At 67.9% G+C, this 18,344-nt stretch carries 23 protein-coding genes and 1 tRNA gene; 13 read left to right on the plus strand and 11 right to left on the minus strand.

All coding sequences use genetic code 11. From position 1 onward, the window contains the following. Positions 1–135: 135 nt before the first annotated feature. The 7 genes from EV683_RS05830 to rsmI all read right to left on the minus strand — a co-directional run bounded on the left by EV683_RS05830 (position 136) and on the right by rsmI (position 4,618). A complete protein-coding gene (locus tag EV683_RS05830; RefSeq protein WP_131862155.1) occupies positions 136–558 on the minus strand; it encodes a type IV pilin protein in 423 nt (140 codons plus the stop codon). 13 nt (positions 559–571) lie between these two features. Continuing rightward, positions 572–1,135 (minus strand): pilus assembly PilX family protein, encoded by a 564-nt coding sequence (locus EV683_RS05835; protein ID WP_243694726.1) that lies wholly within the window; start codon positions 1,133–1,135, stop codon positions 572–574. 17 nt (positions 1,136–1,152) lie between these two features. Continuing rightward, the gene (locus EV683_RS05840; RefSeq protein WP_165916793.1) at positions 1,153–2,235 is read right to left on the minus strand and encodes a PilW family protein; all 1,083 of its coding nucleotides are present in this window, start codon (positions 2,233–2,235) and stop codon (positions 1,153–1,155) included. After that, a complete protein-coding gene (pilV, locus tag EV683_RS05845; RefSeq protein ID WP_066611004.1) occupies positions 2,232–2,852 on the minus strand; it encodes a type IV pilus modification protein PilV in 621 nt (206 codons plus the stop codon). The genes EV683_RS05840 and pilV overlap by 4 nt, the downstream gene beginning before the upstream one ends. Further along, complete coding sequence (locus EV683_RS05850; protein ID WP_165916794.1) at positions 2,842–3,408, minus strand: GspH/FimT family pseudopilin; 567 nt, start codon at positions 3,406–3,408, stop codon at positions 2,842–2,844. Before EV683_RS05850 ends, pilV begins: the two co-directional genes overlap by 11 nt. Before the next feature lie 241 nt (positions 3,409–3,649). Next, positions 3,650–3,734, minus strand: a tRNA-Leu gene (locus EV683_RS05855). Between the two features lie 56 nt (positions 3,735–3,790). After that, the gene (gene rsmI, locus EV683_RS14545) at positions 3,791–4,618 is read right to left on the minus strand and encodes a 16S rRNA (cytidine(1402)-2'-O)-methyltransferase (RefSeq protein ID WP_131862158.1); all 828 of its coding nucleotides are present in this window, start codon (positions 4,616–4,618) and stop codon (positions 3,791–3,793) included. A 213-nt stretch (positions 4,619–4,831) separates the two neighbouring features. Here rsmI and EV683_RS14550 point away from each other — a divergent pair, with 213 nt between their 5' ends. Genes EV683_RS14550 through EV683_RS05875 form a run of 4 tightly spaced genes read left to right on the plus strand, consistent with a single transcriptional unit; the run spans position 4,832 to position 7,347 of the window. After that, a complete protein-coding gene (locus EV683_RS14550) occupies positions 4,832–5,800 on the plus strand; it encodes a penicillin-binding protein activator (RefSeq protein ID WP_243694727.1) in 969 nt (322 codons plus the stop codon). After that, complete coding sequence (locus EV683_RS14405; protein ID WP_207910410.1) at positions 5,797–6,138, plus strand: YraN family protein; 342 nt, start codon at positions 5,797–5,799, stop codon at positions 6,136–6,138. Before EV683_RS14550 ends, EV683_RS14405 begins: the two co-directional genes overlap by 4 nt. 39 nt (positions 6,139–6,177) lie before the next feature. Next, positions 6,178–6,768: a phosphoheptose isomerase gene (locus EV683_RS05870; protein ID WP_066610994.1), complete on the plus strand. Its 591-nt coding sequence runs from the start codon at positions 6,178–6,180 to the stop codon at positions 6,766–6,768. After that, complete coding sequence (locus EV683_RS05875; RefSeq protein WP_066610993.1) at positions 6,769–7,347, plus strand: BON domain-containing protein; 579 nt, start codon at positions 6,769–6,771, stop codon at positions 7,345–7,347. Between the two features lie 74 nt (positions 7,348–7,421). Here the strand turns inward: EV683_RS05875 and EV683_RS05880 are convergent, their stop codons facing one another. The 4 genes from EV683_RS05880 to EV683_RS05895 all read right to left on the minus strand — a co-directional run bounded on the left by EV683_RS05880 (position 7,422) and on the right by EV683_RS05895 (position 11,219). Beyond that, positions 7,422–8,603 carry a sensor domain-containing phosphodiesterase gene (locus EV683_RS05880; RefSeq protein WP_066610992.1) on the minus strand — a complete coding sequence of 394 codons (1,182 nt, stop codon included), beginning with the start codon at positions 8,601–8,603 and terminating at the stop codon, positions 7,422–7,424. A gap of 112 nt (positions 8,604–8,715) precedes the next feature. Further along, complete coding sequence (locus EV683_RS05885) at positions 8,716–9,624, minus strand: Tim44 domain-containing protein (RefSeq protein WP_131862159.1); 909 nt, start codon at positions 9,622–9,624, stop codon at positions 8,716–8,718. 62 nt (positions 9,625–9,686) lie between these two features. Further along, positions 9,687–10,385, minus strand: a complete 699-nt coding sequence (tsaA, locus tag EV683_RS05890; protein WP_131862160.1) for a tRNA (N6-threonylcarbamoyladenosine(37)-N6)-methyltransferase TrmO — start codon at positions 10,383–10,385, stop codon at positions 9,687–9,689. Positions 10,386–10,469: 84 nt separating this feature from the next. Next, the gene (locus EV683_RS05895) at positions 10,470–11,219 is read right to left on the minus strand and encodes a GNAT family N-acetyltransferase (RefSeq protein ID WP_066610987.1); all 750 of its coding nucleotides are present in this window, start codon (positions 11,217–11,219) and stop codon (positions 10,470–10,472) included. A gap of 258 nt (positions 11,220–11,477) precedes the next feature. Here EV683_RS05895 and mnmG point away from each other — a divergent pair, with 258 nt between their 5' ends. The 9 genes from mnmG to EV683_RS05940 all read left to right on the plus strand — a co-directional run bounded on the left by mnmG (position 11,478) and on the right by EV683_RS05940 (position 18,339). Beyond that, entirely contained in the window at positions 11,478–13,370 is a 1,893-nt protein-coding gene (mnmG, locus tag EV683_RS05900; RefSeq protein WP_131862161.1) for a tRNA uridine-5-carboxymethylaminomethyl(34) synthesis enzyme MnmG, read from the plus strand. After that, positions 13,367–13,996, plus strand: a complete 630-nt coding sequence (gene rsmG, locus EV683_RS05905; protein ID WP_131862162.1) for a 16S rRNA (guanine(527)-N(7))-methyltransferase RsmG — start codon at positions 13,367–13,369, stop codon at positions 13,994–13,996. The genes mnmG and rsmG overlap by 4 nt, the downstream gene beginning before the upstream one ends. Continuing rightward, the gene (locus EV683_RS05910; RefSeq protein ID WP_131862163.1) at positions 13,993–14,790 is read left to right on the plus strand and encodes a ParA family protein; all 798 of its coding nucleotides are present in this window, start codon (positions 13,993–13,995) and stop codon (positions 14,788–14,790) included. The genes rsmG and EV683_RS05910 overlap by 4 nt, the downstream gene beginning before the upstream one ends. A gap of 2 nt (positions 14,791–14,792) precedes the next feature. Continuing rightward, positions 14,793–15,653 (plus strand): ParB/RepB/Spo0J family partition protein, encoded by an 861-nt coding sequence (locus EV683_RS05915; RefSeq protein ID WP_131862164.1) that lies wholly within the window; start codon positions 14,793–14,795, stop codon positions 15,651–15,653. Between the two features lie 122 nt (positions 15,654–15,775). Beyond that, entirely contained in the window at positions 15,776–16,105 is a 330-nt protein-coding gene (locus tag EV683_RS05920) for an ATP synthase subunit I (RefSeq protein ID WP_243694728.1), read from the plus strand. A gap of 9 nt (positions 16,106–16,114) precedes the next feature. Next, positions 16,115–16,927, plus strand: a complete 813-nt coding sequence (atpB, locus tag EV683_RS05925) for a F0F1 ATP synthase subunit A (RefSeq protein ID WP_066610973.1) — start codon at positions 16,115–16,117, stop codon at positions 16,925–16,927. Between the two features lie 59 nt (positions 16,928–16,986). After that, positions 16,987–17,274 carry a F0F1 ATP synthase subunit C gene (atpE, locus tag EV683_RS05930; protein ID WP_066610972.1) on the plus strand — a complete coding sequence of 96 codons (288 nt, stop codon included), beginning with the start codon at positions 16,987–16,989 and terminating at the stop codon, positions 17,272–17,274. Positions 17,275–17,324: 50 nt separating this feature from the next. Beyond that, complete coding sequence (locus EV683_RS05935; protein WP_066610968.1) at positions 17,325–17,795, plus strand: F0F1 ATP synthase subunit B; 471 nt, start codon at positions 17,325–17,327, stop codon at positions 17,793–17,795. 7 nt (positions 17,796–17,802) lie between these two features. Further along, positions 17,803–18,339 (plus strand): F0F1 ATP synthase subunit delta, encoded by a 537-nt coding sequence (locus EV683_RS05940; RefSeq protein ID WP_066610967.1) that lies wholly within the window; start codon positions 17,803–17,805, stop codon positions 18,337–18,339. Positions 18,340–18,344: the final 5 nt, after the last annotated feature.

The raw sequence follows: 18,344 nt of genomic DNA on the forward strand, positions 1-18,344 counted from the left end.
CGCCTCAGCGCCGATGATAGTGCGGGTTCCCGTGTGAAAGTAGGTCACCGCCAGACGCCCCTCAAGACCACGCCCCGAGCCCATGCTCGGGGCGTCGTCGCTTTGCGACGTCGCAGGAAATGGGGGACGTTGTCGCTACCAAGGCTCACAGTCTTTCTTCGGCAGGGCGGCGGTTTTGCATTTTTCGATGTTGCCGCTTTCATTGATGGTCAGGTAGCGCTCGCTTAGCCACTCCTCCCCGGCCTTTGCCACGGCTTTGATGCGGTATTCGCCTTCGTCGGTGTTCTTGGCGGTCGTCGAGAAATCGATGACAAAAGCGCTTGTGCTGGAAATCGGCAGTGTCGGCCAGTTGGTGCTGCCCCCGTTCTTGTACGTTCCGTTCTCCGCGTACCAGCGTTCCATGAAATGCGCATTCTCGACCAGGGCCATCATGGCTTCGGTTTGTCGTGTCTGGACAACATGCTGCCGGTAGCTGGGATAGGCGATCGACGCGATGATGGCGACGATGGCCAGCGCGATTATGATCTCGATGAGCGTAAAGCCGCGCGGAGGGGACATGGGCGCTCCTTGCCTAGTAGGGGACGACGTAGTGGCTCTGCAGCGTCACCTGGGTGCTTTGGTTCTTGCCCCAGGCGCGCGCGGTGATCCTGTAGAGCCGGCCGGACACCTTGGGGTCGGAATAGTGTTCGTCGAGCAGTTCGACGATGTAACGCGGGTTGGCCCAGGTGACGGTTCCCGGCGTGACCTTGCCCTTGTTGCAGCCGATCGGCGTCTTGCCCTGCGGGTTGACGCTGGCGTATTCGCGAGCCTTGCCGCACGGGTGAAGCACGCCGAATGGCTGCTGTTCCGATTTGCGCTCCCATGCGGGCTGATCGCCGCCATTTTTGTTGCACAGCCCCTCGAGTCCCTCCTTGTCGCAATAGGGGGCCGAGAAGGTATCCGGGCTGCTGCTCCAGCCGGCGTTCTGCGCGTCGACGTATTTCTCGCCCTCGGCCAACGTCAGTTGCGCCAGCTGGAAGGCCTTCTGGCGGTCGCTTTGGTTGCTGCCGATGCGTTGCTCGACCAGCAATTGTTGGCCCGAGCCGAGAATGACCAACGTGAAAGCCAGCAATAACACCAGCGAGATGACTAGCACACTGCCGCGCTCGCCGCCTACGACGCTTCGCCGAGGACCTTGGCCTGGTTGACGCATAGATTGCTCCCTCTGACCGCGATGGTGGTGCCGTACTGCCGGGAAGTCGCCGGCGTGTTTGAAGACGGAGGGCTTTCCACCGTGATCAGGAGCCGGACCAGGTCGACCGTGCGCCAGTCGGCCGGGCTTGTGCTGTAGGTGATTTTCGTCGCCGCGCCGGCGCCCTGGCAGGCGTTGATCGTACCGAATTCCACGGCGATTCTGCTGACATTGGCAGCGATTTCCACCGGGCCGACCAGGCTGCCGTTTTCGGCGCGCTCGTACATGTACAGGCCTTGGCGGCCCTGATAGCTGCCCGCGACGTAGGCGCGCGACACGAAGCGCATGACGTCGAGGCTGCCCCAGCGGTGGGCGCCGTTTGCCTGCCCGACCGTCAGCGCTGCGCTGGCGGGAAAGGTCAGTTGAATGCCCGCGCTGGCCCCGCGAACGACGCCGTTCTGACCAACCTTGACGAAGTCGAGACGGGAGCAACTGCCGATGGCGAGCAGGCGGGCGTTGCCGCTCAGGCCGCGCTCGGCGGGAGGGAGGATGTCCAGGCGGGTCAGCGAGACCGTGCCGCTGCCGCTGACCTTGGGCTGCGAGTCGACGACGGCGGCCGTGCCCTGCCCGAACTGGACGACTAGCATCGGGCCGGTGGCCGCGACGGCGGCGTTCTTCATCCAGCTAGAGCCGCTGGCCGCTACCGTGCGAAAGCCGAGTGGGCCGTGCGGGTCGAAAGCCTCGGTGTCGTCCTCGGGGGTGAAGTGCTGGTGAATGGCGACGCCTTCGCGCAGGGTCACGCCCGAGGATCCGCTGCGTTCGAGATTGCTCATCGCCGGCACCGCGCAGCCGAATACGCCCGCCATCCTGAGGTCGCGCGACAGGGTCGCCAAAGCGAGCCGGGCATCCTGCTGCAAGGCGATGCGCTCTTCCAGCTTGCGGCCGGCCTGCCTGCCGGACAGATAGCTGGCGCTGACGGCGACGATGACGAACAGCGAGAGGGTGAGGGCCACCATCAGTTCGACGAGGGAGAAGCCCGCCTGGCGGGCGAGGGACGGTTTCACGGACTGAACCTCATCTGGAAGCCCATTTCGCGCAGCGACGACGTCGTGCCGCTCGACGCGCTCAGCTTCTGGTTGGTGTCGCTGCCGACTTTCACCCGCCACGCGATCTTGATCGCCAGCGGGCCGGAGGCGTCGCAGCCGAGCGAACCCAGCGTAGGCGGGGCGGACAGGTCGGCGCTCGGGCACACGCCGGCCTTGACCTCGTCGGCGCCGGGAAAGGCTGATTCGAGACGGGCCTTGAACAGGGCGAGATCGTGGGCCGCGATCTCGTCCTGGGTGCATTCGACGCTACCCGACGAAAAGCCCTGTGCCGCGTCGTCGTAGGTGGTGCAAGCCTTGGTCGTCGCACCGACTACGCCCGTCTCGCCGGTGAGGTAGTGCTGCCACGACCACGGTTCGTTCGTGACGCCGGTCCGTTTGGGGTTCGCGCGCATCGCCTCGGCCAACCCTTCGGCGTGCAGGGCGGCGATGGACTGGTATTCGGCGTCGCGCGTCGCCGAGTAGGTTCGTATCTGCAAGGCGGCCAGCGCGAGCAGGCCGAAGCCCAGCACAAAGAGGGCGATCAGCACCTCGAGCAGGGTGAAGCCGCTCGCGTGCCGGTGGCAGCTAGCTGGCATCGCAGTTGTTCTCCTCGGGATCCAGCAGCCTCGCCCGCCCGCCGGCGGAGAGCCGCACGGTCAGGCATTTGTCGCTGTGAAGGTCGCGCAGCCGAAACAGCAGCGTTTGCCCTCCGTCGACGCGTCCCTCCGCGTTAAAGGTCAACTGCGGGCTCGTGGTGCTGACGGCGACCGCTGCTTTGAACTGGACGTGGCGTATGCGTTCGCCGCTCTCGTACACCCCCGGCTTGGCCTTGTCGGGCCGGTCGGCGTATAGCAGCACGCCTTCGTTCCAGCTGTATTCCTGCGGTGTGGTCTTGAGCGACAGGCAGCCCTGGACGTCCAGGTTGGTCTTGGCGTTGAGCGCGCAGACGTGCACCGCCTGGTTGCGGCGGATCGCCTCGCTGCGCGCGTAGTTCAGGCTGGCGGCGAGGTCGGACGACGCGTCGGACAGGCGCGCCTTGCGCGACAGCGCGCCGAAGGAGGGAATGGCGATGGCGAGGCCGATGGCGGCCACGGCCATGGCGACCAGGAGTTCGACCAGCGTGAGGCCGCGCATCGACACCGTATTTGTCATTTTCTGAGCGCCAGATAATGCCAACATTCTTTCTATAGGACAGATGGCGTGTCGCTGCATGCCCGCGCGGCGCCATCGGAGCGCGGACGAAGGGCCGCCGTCGTGTGTCGGCCATCAGGCTGGCGGAGGGAGTGCTGTCGGGCTCGTGCACGCGAACGAGGGGGAGAGAAGCGCAAAGCCCCCGCAAGCTTGGCTTGCGGGGGCTTTGCGGGAATGCTTTGGACTGCGTTGGATGCCTTGTTGGTGCCCAGGGTCGGACTCGAACCGACACGCCTTGCAGCGGGGGATTTTGAGTCCCCTGCGTCTACCGATTTCGCCACCTGGGCGGCATCCAGAAGTTCGCGAGTGTACCCAAAGCGCGCGGCCTTGTAAACGGTCGACGTCAGTTCCCGCTCTTGAGCCGCAGCGCCGCGTCGTACAGTTGTTTGCGCGGCAGGCCGGTGATCGCCGCGGCGAGGCCGGCGGCCTGCTTGGTCGGCAGTTCGGCGGCCAGGAGCGCGAGGATGCGTTCGCTCTCGGCGTCGAGTCCTCCGTCTCCTTCCCTGGCCGGCGCGGCGTCGATGATCAGCACGATTTCGCCGCGCTGCTGGTTGCTGTCGTTTTTCACCCAGTCGAGCAGCTCGCCGGCGGGCAAGAGGCGCAGCGTCTCGAAGGTTTTCGTCAGTTCGCGCGCCAGCAGCACCGGACGCTCGGCGCCGAGGGTGGCGACCACGTCCTCGAGCGTGTCGACCAGACGGTGCGGCGCCTCGTAGCACACCACACAGTAGTCGCAGTCTTGCCAGGCTTCCAGCGTGCGGCGGCGCTCGCCGCTCTTGGGCGGCAAGAAACCGGCGAACAGGAAGCGGCCGGTGGCCAGCCCGCTGGCCGACAGGGCGGCGACCACCGCGCTCGCGCCGGGCAGCGGGCTGACCGGGTGGCCCGCCTCGCGCACCCTCGCGACCAGGCGTGCGCCGGGGTCGGACACCGCCGGCGTCCCTGCGTCGGAGACCTGCACGACGATCCGGCCCTCGGCCAACCAGCCGACCACCTGTTCGGCCATCGCGCGCTCGTTGTGCTCGCGGACGCTGACCAGTTTGCATTTCAGACCGTAGGCGGACAGCAGCTGGCCGGTCACGCGGGTGTCCTCGGCGCAGACGATGTCGGCGACGCTGAAGGCCGCCAGCGCGCGCAGGCTGATGTCGGCCAAGTTTCCAATGGGGGTGGCCACCACATATAATGTGCCGCGATGAAAGCTTTCACGCGCAGAATCAACAAGGTGGGCAAACGAGATATGCAAAAGACGGCTCCGCTGTGGTTGCTGGGTCTGGCCCTGTGGTCGGGCGCGGCGCTCGCGGCCGTCCCGACCGGCCCCATTATCCCGCAAGCGCAGGGCGCAGCGCCAATCGTGGCGACGGCGTCCGCGCAGAACGAGGCCCCCGCCCCGGTGGCCGCCCCCAACCGGTCCGTCGCGCCGGTGCAGGGCTCGCCGGCGCGCGCCGGCCTGCCCAAGGTGGTGCTGATGCTGCCGACGGCGTCCAAGACGCTTGGCGAGGCGGCGGCCGTGGTGCAGGAGGGCTTTCTCGCCGCGGCGCGCACCGACGACGCGCTGTCGGTGACATTGCTGTCGAGCGACGACGGCGAGGCGGCGCAGCGCTACCGCGAGGCGGTGGCCGACGGCGCGCGCGTGGTGGTCGGCCCGCTGACGCGCGGCGCGATCGCCGCCGTCGCGCCCGAGGTCAGCGTGCCGACGCTGGCGCTGAACGCCTTCGATCCGGGCATCCCGGCCAATCCCAAGCTGCTGTCGCTGTCGCTGGCCATCGAGGGCGAGGCGCGCCAGCTCGCGCAGCTGATGCGCGAAGACGGGCGCCGCCAGCCGGCGGTGCTGGTGGCGCGCGACGCCTTGTCGCGCCGCCTCGCGCAGGCCTTCGCCGCCGAATGGCAGCGTCTTGGCGGGCGCGCGCCGCTGTCGCTGGAGCTCGACGCGGAAGAGACCGCCATCGCCGGCCGGATCGGCGGCGCCGACGCGCTGCTGCTCGCCGCCGGCGCCGAGGCTGCGGCGCGCTGGCGCGGCCAGCTGTCGGCCGAGCTGCCCGTCTACGGCGCCAGCCCGCTCAACCTGCGGCGCGACCAGCCGGCGCTCGCCGGCGCGCGCGTGATCGACATGCCGTGGTTCCTGATGCCCGACCATCCGGCAGTCAAGCGCTACCCGCGCCCCGACGCGCGGCTGACGCAGCAGACCGAGCGGCTGTACGCGCTCGGCGTCGATGCCTACCGGCTGGCGGTCAGGCTCGCCGCGCGGCCTGCGACGCCGGGACTCGCGCTCGACGGCGTGACCGGCGACCTCAGGCTCGGCCGCGACCGCCAGTTCGAGCGGCGCCTGCCGGTGACGGTGCTCGAGGGCGCCGCGCCGTGAGGGCCAACGCGCGCGGACGGCCCTACGAGGATGCCGCCCTCGCGTTGCTGACGCGCGCCGGCCTGACGCTCTGCGCGCGCAACTGGCACTGTCGCGGCGGCGAGATCGACCTGGTGATGCGCGACGGTGCCACCTGGGTGTTCGTCGAGGTACGCCAGCGCCGCAGCGCCGCCTTCGGCGGCGCGCTGGAAAGTATTAACGAAAGCAAATGCCGGAAACTTAGGCACGCCGCCGCCGTCTTCCTGATGGATCACGGCATCGACGCGCCCTGCCGCATCGACGCCGTGCTGTTCGAAGGCGACGCGCCGCCCGAGTGGCTGAAGAACATCGTCGCCTAACCGGGCGGTTTTTGCCGCCCATCGCCGAGAAAGACCCACATGGACCTCATCGACCGCGTCAACGGACATTTTCTGGAAAGCATCGCCGCCAAGCAGCAGGCGATGGACGTCCTGGCCCCGGCCGTGGCCGTCGCCGCCGAACGGATGGTGGCCTGCCTGATGAACGAGGGCAAGATCCTCGCCTGCGGCAACGGCGGTTCGGCCGCCGATGCGCAGCATTTCGCCGCCGAGATGGTCGGCCGCTTCGAGAAAGAGCGCCCGGGTCTCGCCGCGATCTCGCTGGCGACCGATTCGTCGGCGCTGACCGCGATCGGCAACGACTACGACTTCGACATGGTGTTCTCCAAGCAGGTGAGGGCGCTCGGCCACCAGAACGACCTGTTGCTGGCGATCTCGACCTCGGGCAACTCGGCCAACGTGATCGAGGCGATCTACGCCGCGCACGAGCGCGGCATGGGCGTGATCGCGCTGACCGGCAAGGACGGCGGCAAGATCGCCGAACTGCTCGGCCCCGACGACCTGCTGCTGAACGTGCCGGTGCCGCGTACCGCTCGCATCCAGGAAGTGCATATCCTGCTGATCCACGCCTTGTGCGACGCGATCGACTACATGCTGCTGGGGGGCGAATAAATGAAGCGACACTGGATGATGCTGGGTCTCGCCGCGGCGCTGGCCGGCAGCCTCGGCGGCTGCGCGGCGGTGGTCGCCGGCGGTGCCGCGACCGGCGTGCTGGCCGCAAGCGACCGTCGCACCGGCGGCGCGCAGGTCGACGACCAGGGTATCGAGCTGAAGGCACGTCGCATCGGCGAGAAGATCCCGGCCGCCCACGTCAACGTGACCGCCTACAACCGCGCGGTGCTGATGACCGGCGAGGTGCCGACCGAGGCGGCGCGCGCCGAGGCCGAGCTGATCGTGCGCGCGATTCCGAATGTGCGCCAGGTCTACAACTACACCGAGGTCGCGCCGGCCTCGTCGTTCGCGGCGCGCAACGGCGACACCTGGATCACGACCAAGGTGCGCACCAACCTGCTGCAGGCGCAGGGCTTCTCGCCCAACCACGTCAAGGTGGTGACCGAGCGCGGCGTGACCTACCTGATGGGGCTGTTGACGCCGAGCGAGGCCGAGGCGGCCGCCCGCCAGGTCAGTCAGACAGCCGGCGTGCAGAAGGTGGTGACGCTGTTCGAGACGATAAGCGAAATCCAGCCCTGAAGCGGCGCGACGAAAAAGGCTCGGCCAACCTCACGAGGTTGGCCGAGCCTTTTTCGTCTGGCTGCCGGAGTGTCTTAGTGCGGCATCTGCAGGTCGGCGCACAGCACGTGCAGCGCCTCGTTGATCTCGATCGCCATCGACAGCGTCACGCAGCTGCGCGTGTCGGTCATCGACAGGTAGGGCTGGCTCATGTAGAGCACGCCGGGCTGTTCGATCGCGTGCTGGAAGTAGGCGCGGCGCGACCAGATCGCGCCGGTGGTGTCGGCCAGCGGCGCGAACTTGGCGCGCGGCTGGCCGGCCGCCGGGCGGCTGTTGAGGTTGGCGCCGATCTGGCGCCCCTCGTGGTCGAGCAGGAAGCAGCGCAGCACGTCGGGCAGCGCCAGCATCGGCGTCGCGGCGTCGGAGAACGGCGTGCCCTGCATCAGCGCGATCGCCGCCTGCACGAAGGCCTGGCGCGACAGTTCGAGGTGGCGGCGCGTGACCTTGCGCTTGAGCATTTCGCGCCCGGTCAGTTCGTCCCACTTGGCGTCGATGCGCGGCGTGATCGTGTCGTCGCCCTCGGGCCGGCCGGCCGGTGGGGCGACGAAGAAGCCCTGCACCAGGTCGCAGCCGGATTCGAGCGCGATGCCGACGTCGTCGTCGGTTTCGACGCCTTCGACCACCACCAGCGCGCCGGCGTCGTGCATCAGCTGGACGAGGCGCGACAGGAACTGGCGCGAGCGCGGCTCGGTGCCGGCCTTGCGCACCAGCGCGTGGCCGAACTTCACCAGGTCGGGGGCGATCCGGTAGATGCGCTCGAGGTCGGTCTGCTGCGCGCCGAAGTTGTCGATCGCGATCAGGAAGCCGGCCTGCTTGAAGATCGAGACGGCCAGCTCGTCGGCGCCGTCGCCGACATGGTCGAGCAATTCGAGCACCACCGTTTCCGGGGTGACGCCGCAGTCTTGCAGCGCGGCGACCAGGCGCTCGGCGCGCTCGGGCCGTTCGAGCGTGGCGGTGTCGACGTTCAGGCACAGCCAGCGCGGCTCGCCGGGCTGGGCGAGGAAGCGGCGTGCGTGCTGCGTGCAGGCGGCCACGTCCTGGGTATGGCGGGTCTCGGCGTCGCCGTGGGGCGGGAAGTGGTCGTGCAGCGGGCGGGCCAGCGCCTCCAGTCCGACGGTGCGGCGGTGGGCGAGGCTGTAGATGGGCTGGAAGAAGGTGTCCACCGCGGTGGACCGGTCCAGCCCCTCGGCCAACGGCGTGGGGGGAGGGCTGCTCATGGTTGTATCTTTCTTGCCGGAATCCTGTTCAATTTTCCAGTTTAGACGAGAACGTCGCCAACAAAAAACGGGCGCCGTCGGGCGCCCGTTTGCAGTCAGGTCCGGCCGAGCGTCAATCCTGCTGGATGCCGGCCAGCAGCCAGCGCTGGCCGCCCTTGTCCTTCACGTAGTGCCAGGTCTCGGCGAACGGCTCGGCCGGCGCGCCGACCGACTCGCTGACGGTGCCGGAGAAGCGCACGCTGGCGACGAAGCGGCCGCCCTCGTCGACCGCGTCGGTCAGTTGGCAGTCGAGCGACGGGAAGTCGGCGACGTCGCTGTTGCCGGCGATGTCGGCGCGCAGCGCCTCGAACAGCTCCGGCGTCATGTACTTGCGTACCTCCTCGAGGCTTTCCGGCGTGTTCAGGCTCTGCAGGTGCAGGAAGGTCGCCTTGGCCTGGCGCAGGAAATGCGGCGTCTCGGTGCCGTCGGGCAGGCGGGCGAGGCCGGTCGCGCCGAGCGGGGCGGCACCGCCGCCCAGGCCGGCGCCGATCGGCGGGATCGCGCCGAACTGGCTGTTGCCGGCCGGCGCTTGCGGCGGCTGGTAGTGCATCGGCGCGCCGCCCGGCGTCGCGAGACGGCCGTGCGTCTGCGCCTGGCGGCGGCGGAAGAACATCATCGCGCCGACCAGCAGCAGGCCGCCGATCGCCAGCGTGCCCCACGGGAAGCCGCTGCCGGCTTCGCTGCTGCCGGCCGAGCTGTCCATCGCCTGGCCGATCATGTAGCCGGCGGCGGCGCCGGCGGCGCCGGCGGCGAGCGCGGTGCCGAGGCCCGGGCCCTTCTGCGGGGCGGCTTGCGCCGGCGCCGCGGCCGGGCGGGCGGGGGCCGCCATCGGCGTGGACGGTTGCTGGTAACTCTGGGTCGGCGCGCTGCGCTGCATGCCGCTGCTGCGGCCCTTGCCGACGCGGGCGGCTTCGGCGAGCGGGGCGGCGAGCAGCGAAACCAGGGTCAAGGCGAGCAGGGCCGACTTGGTCTTGGTCGTCATCGGGTGTGTCTCCGTCAGGGTGGATCGGTTGGTTACATTTGGAAACATTCTACCCGCTTTATTTAGGGTGTGGTGAGCCGGATTTCAAGCACCGTCGCCGCGCCGGCGGCGACGGAGAAGCGCACGTTGTAGTCGTAGAGCCGCACGCCGTAGACGCGCGCCGGGTCGTCCTGGTAGGCGGGGCGCGGGTCCTGGGCGAGCACCTCGCCGATCAGCGCGGCGAACCCCGGCGGCGGCGCGGGGAGGGCGGCCAGTTGCGCGAGCGCCGTCTCGCTCCACGCGACGGCGAGCGTCGGCGGCGGGCCGTCGACGAAGCCGCCGCGCGCGTCGGGCCGGGCCTCGACGAAGGGGATATAAGGCTTGATGTCGAGCACCGGCGTGCCGTCGAGCAGGTCGGCGCCGGCGAGCGTCAGCACGACGCCGGCGCGGGTGTCGACGTCGAGCAGCTCGACGAGCGACAGACCGAGCGGATTCGGCCGGTGCGTCGAGCGGCTGGCGAACACGCCGACCTTGGCGTTGCCGCCCAGCCGCGGCGGACGCACCAGCGGCGTCCAGCCGCGTTCGGCGGTCTGGTGGAAGACGAAGGTCAGCCACAGGTGCGAGAAGGCGCTCAGGCCGCGCACCGCGTCCGGCTGGTTGTACGGCGGCAACAGTTCGAGCGTGACGCGCGCCGACGGCGCCAGCGAGGGCTGGCGCGGGATGCCGAACTTCTCGCGGTAGGGGGAGTGGATGCGGCCGACGGCCTCGAAGGTGTAGGACATGGCGGCGATGCTAACACGGCGCCGCGGCGGGGAAGGGGGGGCTCGGCCAACCTCGGGGAGCCGGCTTGGCCGAGCCTCGGACGATCAGGCGGCGAAGTGCTTCTTGTGGCGGCCGTTGAGGCGGCTCATCGGCAAGAGCATGAAGAAGTCGGCGCAGTTGAAGTCCGGGTCCCAAGCCGGCTCGCCGCACACGAAGGCGCCGGCGCGCAGGTAGCCCTTGATCAGCGGCGGCAGCGGCGCGGGCGGCGCGTCGTCGTGCACGCGTTCGAGCGGCAGCGGCAGGTGCGGGAACACGCGCCACTCGGGAGGCGACAGGTGTTGCTGCTCGAGCTGACGGTACAGGCTGACCGCCTGGTGGCCGCCGTCGGCGAGGCTGACGCTGGCGCAGCCGGCGAGGTATTCGCCGCCCTGGCGCGCGACGTAGTCGGCCAGACCCGACCACAACAGCGCGATCACCGCGCCGGAGCGGTAGTCCGGGTGTACGCAGGAGCGGCCGACCTCGATCAGCCGGTCACGGAGGTGGCCGAGCCGTTCGATCGAGAATTCGTGCTCGGAGTAGAGACGGTCGACGCGGCGAGCCGCCTGCGGCGGCAGCATGCGGTAGGTGCCGACCACCAGGCCGCGCGCGTGGTCTTCGACGATCAGGTGGTCGCACAGCGCGTCGTACTCGTCGCAGTCTATGCCCTGCGCGGCCGACGCGAGCCGCGCGCCCATCTCGCCGGCGAAGACGTGGTAGCGCAGCTTCTGCGCGCGGCGGATGTCCTCGGCCTGGTCGGCGACGCGTACCGACAGGCGGACGCGTTCGCGCGGCTGTTCGTGTTCGTTCAGTTGCATGGCCTTGCCCCTTCTTCTCGTGTGGCACGGGCGCCCGCTGTCGGGCCGGATTCGCGGTCGCACGCCGGCTCGTGCCGGGTGCTGGTGTCCATGCTAGGGGGCGTGCTTGACGGCGGCGTGTCGCGCGCGTGACGACGGCGTGACCGGCGTGTGAAGACGAAATGACGGCCGCGGGCGAGTAAAATCAGTCACTTAAGCAGAAGGACGGGTTTTGCCTTACAATGCTGCGTTTGTCCTTGCTGAACCGATCTTTGAGCCATGATCTACCCGACAGCCTTTGACGTCATCGTGGTCGGCGGCGGCCACGCCGGCACCGAAGCCGCGCTCGCCAGCGCGCGCATGGGGCGCACCACGCTCCTTCTGACGCACAACATCGAAACGCTCGGCCAGATGTCGTGCAACCCGTCGATCGGCGGCATCGGCAAGGGTCATCTGGTCAAGGAAGTCGACGCGCTCGGCGGTGCGATGGCGCTGGCCACCGACATCGGCGGCATCCAGTTCCGCACGCTGAACGCCTCCAAGGGTCCGGCGGTGCGCGCCACCCGCGCGCAGGCCGACCGCGTGCTCTACAAGGCCGCGATCCGCGAGATGCTGGAGAACCAGCCCAACCTGATGCTGTTCCAGCAGCAGGTCGACGACCTGATCGTCACGGGCGAGCGCGTCACCGGCGTGGTCACCACCATCGGCATCACCTTCAGCGCGCGCGCGGTGGTGTTGACCGCCGGCACCTTCCTGTCGGGCAAGATCCACGTCGGTCTCGAGAACTACACCGGCGGCCGCGCCGGCGACCCGGCGGCGGTCACGCTCGGCGCGCGGCTGCGCGAGCTGGCGCTGCCGACCGGCCGCCTCAAGACCGGCACGCCGCCGCGCATCGACGGCCGGACCATCGATTTCTCGGTGATGGAGGAACAGCCGGGCGATAGCCCCGCGCCGGTGTTCTCCTACCGCGGTTCGCGCGATCTGCACCCGAAGCAGCTGCCGTGCTGGATCACCCACACCAACGAACGCACCCACGAGATCATCCGTTCCGGTTTCGATCGCAGCCCGATGTTCACCGGCGTGATCGAGGGCGTCGGCCCGCGCTACTGCCCGTCGATCGAGGACAAGATCAACCGCTTCGCCGACAAGGACAGCCACCAGGTCTTCCTCGAACCGGAGGGCCTGACCACGCACGAGTTCTACCCGAACGGGATCTCGACCAGCCTGCCGTTCGACATCCAGCTGGCGGCGGTGCGCTCGATCCGCGGCATGGAAAACGCGCACATCCTGCGCCCCGGCTACGCGATCGAGTACGACTACTTCGACCCGCGCAACCTGAAGTCGACCTTCGAGACCAAGTCGATTGCCGGGCTGTTTTTCGCCGGCCAGATCAACGGCACCACCGGTTATGAAGAAGCGGCCGCGCAGGGCCTGTTGGCCGGCCTGAACGCCGCGCGCTTCGCGACCGGCGACGAGGGCTGGAGCCCGCGCCGCGACGAAGCGTATCTGGGCGTGCTGGTCGACGACCTGATCACCAAGGGCGTCTCCGAGCCGTACCGCATGTTCACCAGCCGCGCCGAATACCGGCTGCAGCTGCGCGAGGACAACGCCGACCTGCGCCTGACCGAGCTTGGCCGAAGCCTCGGCCTGATCGGCGACGCGCAGTGGGACGCCTTCTGCCGCAAGCGCGACGCGGTCGAGGCCGAAAAGGCGCGCCTGAAGGCGACCTGGGTGCACCCGGGCCGTCTGCCGGCCGAGGACGCGCTGCGCGTGCTGGGCAAGGCGATCGAGCGCGAGTACAACCTGTCCGACCTGCTGCGCCGCCCCGACGTCAGCTACCAAAGCCTGATGACGCTGCCGGGCGCCGGCGAGCCGGTGACGGAACCCGACGTTGCCGAGCAGGTGGAAATTCAGGTCAAATATCAGGGTTATATCGACCGCCAGAACGAAGAAATCGCGCGCGCCAGCGGCCTCGAAGAGGTCAGGCTGCCCGACGACATCGACTATGCGCTGGTCAAGGGCCTCTCGAAGGAGGTCCAGCAGAAACTCAACGCCCAGCGTCCCGAGACGCTGGGTCAGGCCTCGCGCATCCAGGGGATCACCCCGGCCGCGGTGGCGCTCCTGATGGTTCACCTGAAACGCGGCTTTGCCGACGCGAAAAAAAGCGCATGACTTCCACCCGATCCGATTTCGCCGCGGGCGTGGCCGCCCTCGGCCTGAGCCTCTCCGACAGCCAACTCGAGCAGCTGGGCGCCTACCTCGCGCTGCTGGCCAAGTGGAACCAGACCTATAACCTGACGGCGGTGCGCGACACCGACCGCATGGTCAGCTACCACCTCTTGGACAGCCTGAGCCTGGTGCCGCACCTGGCCGGCGGCACGCGCCTCTTGGACGTCGGTTCCGGCGGCGGCATGCCGGGCATCCCGGCGGCGATCGCGCGGCCCGACCTCAAGGTGGTGCTGCTCGACGCCAACCACAAGAAGACCACCTTCCTGCGCCAGGCGGTGATCGAGCTGAAGCTGCCGAACGTCGAGGTGGTGACCGAGCGCGTCGAGGCCTACCGGCCGGAAGAGAAATTCGACCGCCTGACCAGCCGCGCCTTCGCCGAGCTGGCCGAGTTCGTCAAGCTGACGCCGCACCTGTTGGCCGAGGGTGGCCAGTACGTCGCGATGAAGGGCGTCTACCCCTACGAGGAGATCGCCCAGCTGCCGGCCACGGTGCGCGTCGCCGAGGTGCTGCCCGTGACGGTGCCCGGCCTCGACGCCGAGCGCCATCTGGTGAGGATGGTGGCCGCATGAGCGCGCGCGTGATGGCCGTCGCCAACCAGAAGGGCGGCGTCGGCAAGACCACCACCGTGGTCAACCTCGCCGCCGGCCTGGCCCAGCTCGGCCGTCGCGTGCTGATCATCGACCTCGACCCGCAGGCCAACGCGACGATGGGCTGCGGCATCGACAAGCACGTCCTCGAGCGCTCGGTCTACCACGTGCTGATCGACGAATGCGAGACGCGCGAGGCGATCGCGCGCTCCGACTCGGGCGGCTTCGACGTGCTGCCGGCCAACCGCGACCTCGCCGGCGCCGACGTCGAGCTGGTCGAGATGATGGCGCGCGAGACGCGCCTGAAGATGGCGCTCGCCGAAGTCGAGAACGACTACGACTACATCCTGATCGACTGCCCGCCGGCCTTGAACCTGATGACGATCAACGGCTTCGTCGCCGCCGATTCGGTGATCATCCCGATGCAGTGCGAGTACTTCGCGCTCGAAGGCTTGGCCGAGTTGTCGACCACGCTGCGCAAGATCAAGAAGTGGCTCAACCCCAAGATCGAGATCGAGGGCGTGCTGCGCACGCTGTTCGAGCCGCAGCGGCTGCTGTCGGTGCAGGTGTCCGAACAGCTGAAAAAGCATTACGGCGACAAGGTGTACGACACCGTGATCCCGCGCAACGTCAGGTTGGCCGAGGCCCCGAGCTACGGCCGGCCGATCTTCGCCTACGACAAGTCGTCGCGCGGCGCCAAGGCCTACGCGGCGCTCGCCGCCGAGCTGGTGTCGCGCCTCGAACCCGCCGTCCAACCGCAATCCGACCCCGTCTGACCATGGCCAAACCCAAACTCAAAGGACTCGGCCGCGGCCTTGACGCGCTGTTCGGCGCCGCCGACGAGCAAGCTCCCGAAGACCGCCTGCAAACCCTGGCGGTGTCCGCCATCCGGCCCGGCAAGTACCAGCCGCGCAGCCACATGGACGAGGCGGCGTTGGCCGAGCTCGCCGACTCGATCCGCGCCCAGGGCATCATCCAGCCGGTGGTGGTGCGCGAGGTCGACCTCGGCCGCTATGAACTGATCGCCGGCGAGCGCCGCTGGCGCGCGTCGCAGCTGGCGGGCCTGGCCGAACTGCCGGCGGTGGTGCGCCAGGTGTCCGACGAGGCGGCGCTGGCGATGGCGCTGATCGAGAACATCCAGCGCCAGGAGCTCGACCCGCTCGAAGAGGCGCAGGGCCTCAAGCGCCTGATCGACGAATTCGGCCTCACCCACGACGCGACCGCGCAGGCGGTCGGCCGCTCGAGGAGCGCGGTGTCCAACCTGCTGCGCCTCTTGGCGCTGCCCGAGCCGGTGCAGCAGATGGTGCACCGGCGCGAGCTCGAGATGGGGCACGCGCGCGCGCTGCTGCCGCTGCCGGTGCTGCGGCAGGTCGAGCTCGCGCAGGAGATCGCCGACCGGGGCCTGTCGGTGCGCGAGGTGGAGGAGCGCGTCAAGCGCGAGCTGGCGCCGGCCGCGCCGCGCGAGACGCGGCCGGTCGATCCGGATATCGCGAGGTTGGCCGAGGAATTGTCCGAGCGCATCGGCGCGCGGGTGCAGATCCGTCACGGCCGGCGCGGTACCGGCCGGCTGTCGATCGACTACGGCTCGCTCGACGAGCTGGACAGTCTTTTGGGAAAACTGCAAGCAAAATCAAGCTAATGGCCTCAACGTCGTCATACCGCGAGGGTGGTCTGTCGGTTGACGTCATGAGCGGCGACAGCCTATAATCGCGTGCTTTTTGTGCATCGTCCGACATGATGAGTCCAGAGGTGAAGCGGGTCGTGCGCCTGCAAGTGGCCATGACCGTGGCCGCGACCGTGCTGGTCGCGCTCTTCGCGGGGCAGGACGCGGCGCTGTCCGCGCTCGCGGGCGGTGCCGTGGTGGTGATCCCCGCCCTGCTCTACGGGCGGGTGTCGGGCGCCCCGGGGAGGGCGGCTCCCGCAGTGCTGATGCGGGCGCACTACAAGGCCGAGGCCTACAAGTTCCTGCTGACTGTAGTCCTGATGGTGGTGGTGGGGGCGTTTTTCAAGAGTTTATCCATACCTGCGCTGGTCCTGGGCTATCTGTCCGCGGCGTCGGGTTACTGGTTCGGGCTTCTAATCAAAAATTGAGACAAAGCAATGGCAAGCAACGCTACTGAATACATCCAGCACCACCTAACCTTCTGGCAGTCCTCGCCGGGCGGCGGCTTCTGGTCGCTCAATATCGACACCTTCAGCGTGTCGCTGGTTCTCGGCTTCATCTTCGCCGGCGTGTTCGCCAAGGTCGCGCGCAGCGCGAGCCTGGAAAACCCGGGCCGCCTGCAGCTGTTCATCGAAACCGTGGTCGAGATGGTCGACACCCAGGTGCGCGACGTGTTTCACGGCAAGAGCAAGGTGATCGCGCCGCTCGCGCTGACGATCTTCTGCTGGATCTTCCTGATGAACTTCATGGACCTGCTGCCGGTCGACCTGATTCCGATGATCGCGCAGTGGGTGGGCTACACCTTCTTCGGTGCCGACCCGGCCCACGTCTACTTCCGCGTCGTGCCCTCGGCCGACGTGAACGCCACCTTCGCGATGTCGCTGTCGGTGCTGATCTGCATCATCGGCTTCTCGATCGGCGCCAAGGGCGTCGGCGGCTGGGGCAAGGAACTGCTGACCGCGCCGTTCCACGCGACCAACCCGATCCTGGCGGCCATCCTCGCGCCGATCAACTTCGCCTTCCAGCTCGTCGAGCTGGGCGCCAAGGGCATTTCGCTGTCGCTGCGTCTCTTCGGCAACATGTACGCCGGCGAGCTGATCTTCATCCTGATCGCGCTGCTGCCGTGGGGCGCGCAGTGGCTGCTCGGCGCGCCGTGGGCGATCTTCCACATCCTGGTGATCACCCTGCAGGCCTTCGTGTTCATGATGCTGACCATCGTGTACCTGAGCCTCGCGGTCGAAGCGCACTAACCCCGATTTCGCAGAACCCTTTTACCCAACCATCCTTGCTTACTTCTTAGGAGATTTAAATGGAAGCTCTCGTTTCTCAGATCCAGTCGATGACCGTTCTGGCAGTGGCTATCATCGTGGCTGTGGGCGCTATCGGTACCGCCATCGGTTTCGCCATCCTCGGCGGCAAGTTCCTCGAGTCCTCCGCTCGTCAGCCGGAAATGATCTCCGTCCTGCAAACCAAACTGTTCATCCTGGCCGGTCTGCTGGACGCGATCTCCATGATCGGTGTGGGTGTGGCCATGCTGCTGACCTTCAACAACCCGTTCCTGGGTGCTGCCCTGGCCGCCCTGAAAGCCGCTGCCTAATCATCGGGCAGTGACGGTTGTTGTAGTCACCACACTGGAGGAAAACAAGCGTGGAATTCAACGCGACACTACTGGGTCAGGCGATCACCTTCGCCATCCTGGTATGGTTCACCATGAAGTTTGTTTGGCCTCCGCTTACCAACATGATGGACGAGCGTGCCAAGCGCATCGCTGATGGCTTGGCCGCTGCAGAACGCGGCAAACAAGATCTGGAAGCCGCCGAAAAACGCGTAGCCGACGAGCTGCGCAAGGCCCGGGAGCAGTCGACCGAAATCGTGCTGTCGGCCGAGAAGCGCGCCAACCAGATCGTGGAAGAAGCGAAGGAGACCGCCCGCGCCGAAGGCGCCCGTCTCGTCGCCGACGCCAAGTCCGAGATCGAGCAGGAAGTCCTGCGCGCCAAGGAAGCCCTGCGCCAGCAGGTGTCGGCCCTGGCGGTCGCCGGTGCGGAGAAGATCCTGCGCCGCGAGATCGACTCGGCCAAGCACGCCGATCTGCTCGCCTCCATCAAAGCGGAGTTGTAATTAACTCATGGCAGAACTTACTACCGTAGCAAGGCCCTACGCCGAAGCGGTATACAGCCTCGCCAGCGAAGCCCAACGCCTCGACCAATGGTCCGAGGCGCTTCGCTGGCTGGCTGCCATGGTGCAAAACCCGGAAGTGGCCGAATACGCCGCTAATCCGAAACATACCGCCCAAGAGGTTGAGGCGCTGATGCTGGAAGTGCTCGGCGAGCGTGCCGACGGCGAAGTGAAGAACTTCGTCCGCACGCTGATCGAGAACAGCCGTCTGACGCTGCTGCCCCAAATCGCCCACCAGTTTGAACTGCTCAAGGCCCAGGCCGAAGGCGCGGTCGACGCCACCGTCGAGACCGCCTTCCCCCTGAGTGAGGAACAGAAGACCGAACTCGTCCAGACGCTTTCCAAGAAGTACGGCCGCGCCGTGCGTCTTGACGTGCGCGAGAACGCCGATCTGATCGGCGGAGTGCGGGTTCTGGTCGGTGACGATGTCATCGACGCTTCCGTTCGCGGCAAACTGCACGCCATGGCGGCAAGCCTCAAGAATTAGGAGAG

It is taken from the genome of Crenobacter luteus, from assembly GCF_004345725.1.
Classification (GTDB): Bacteria; Pseudomonadota; Gammaproteobacteria; order Burkholderiales; family Chromobacteriaceae; genus Crenobacter; species Crenobacter luteus.

What these genes read in the sequence shown, in the direction of transcription:
- EV683_RS05830 (WP_131862155.1), bottom strand. Translation starts at nt 558, where the DNA reads ATGTCCCCTCCGCGCGGCTTTACGCTCATCGAGATCATAATCGCGCTG.
- pilV (WP_066611004.1), bottom strand. Translation starts at nt 2,852, where the DNA reads ATGCCAGCTAGCTGCCACCGGCACGCGAGCGGCTTCACCCTGCTCGAG.
- EV683_RS05850 (WP_165916794.1), bottom strand. Translation starts at nt 3,408, where the DNA reads ATGACAAATACGGTGTCGATGCGCGGCCTCACGCTGGTCGAACTCCTG.
- EV683_RS05870 (WP_066610994.1), top strand. Translation starts at nt 6,178, where the DNA reads ATGGACCTCATCGACCGCGTCAACGGACATTTTCTGGAAAGCATCGCC.
- EV683_RS05875 (WP_066610993.1), top strand. Translation starts at nt 6,769, where the DNA reads ATGAAGCGACACTGGATGATGCTGGGTCTCGCCGCGGCGCTGGCCGGC.
- EV683_RS05880 (WP_066610992.1), bottom strand. Translation starts at nt 8,603, where the DNA reads ATGAGCAGCCCTCCCCCCACGCCGTTGGCCGAGGGGCTGGACCGGTCC.
- EV683_RS05885 (WP_131862159.1), bottom strand. Translation starts at nt 9,624, where the DNA reads ATGACGACCAAGACCAAGTCGGCCCTGCTCGCCTTGACCCTGGTTTCG.
- tsaA (WP_131862160.1), bottom strand. Translation starts at nt 10,385, where the DNA reads ATGTCCTACACCTTCGAGGCCGTCGGCCGCATCCACTCCCCCTACCGC.
- EV683_RS05895 (WP_066610987.1), bottom strand. Translation starts at nt 11,219, where the DNA reads ATGCAACTGAACGAACACGAACAGCCGCGCGAACGCGTCCGCCTGTCG.
- mnmG (WP_131862161.1), top strand. Translation starts at nt 11,478, where the DNA reads ATGATCTACCCGACAGCCTTTGACGTCATCGTGGTCGGCGGCGGCCAC.
- rsmG (WP_131862162.1), top strand. Translation starts at nt 13,367, where the DNA reads ATGACTTCCACCCGATCCGATTTCGCCGCGGGCGTGGCCGCCCTCGGC.
- EV683_RS05910 (WP_131862163.1), top strand. Translation starts at nt 13,993, where the DNA reads ATGAGCGCGCGCGTGATGGCCGTCGCCAACCAGAAGGGCGGCGTCGGC.
- EV683_RS05915 (WP_131862164.1), top strand. Translation starts at nt 14,793, where the DNA reads ATGGCCAAACCCAAACTCAAAGGACTCGGCCGCGGCCTTGACGCGCTG.
- atpB (WP_066610973.1), top strand. Translation starts at nt 16,115, where the DNA reads ATGGCAAGCAACGCTACTGAATACATCCAGCACCACCTAACCTTCTGG.
- atpE (WP_066610972.1), top strand. Translation starts at nt 16,987, where the DNA reads ATGGAAGCTCTCGTTTCTCAGATCCAGTCGATGACCGTTCTGGCAGTG.
- EV683_RS05940 (WP_066610967.1), top strand. Translation starts at nt 17,803, where the DNA reads ATGGCAGAACTTACTACCGTAGCAAGGCCCTACGCCGAAGCGGTATAC.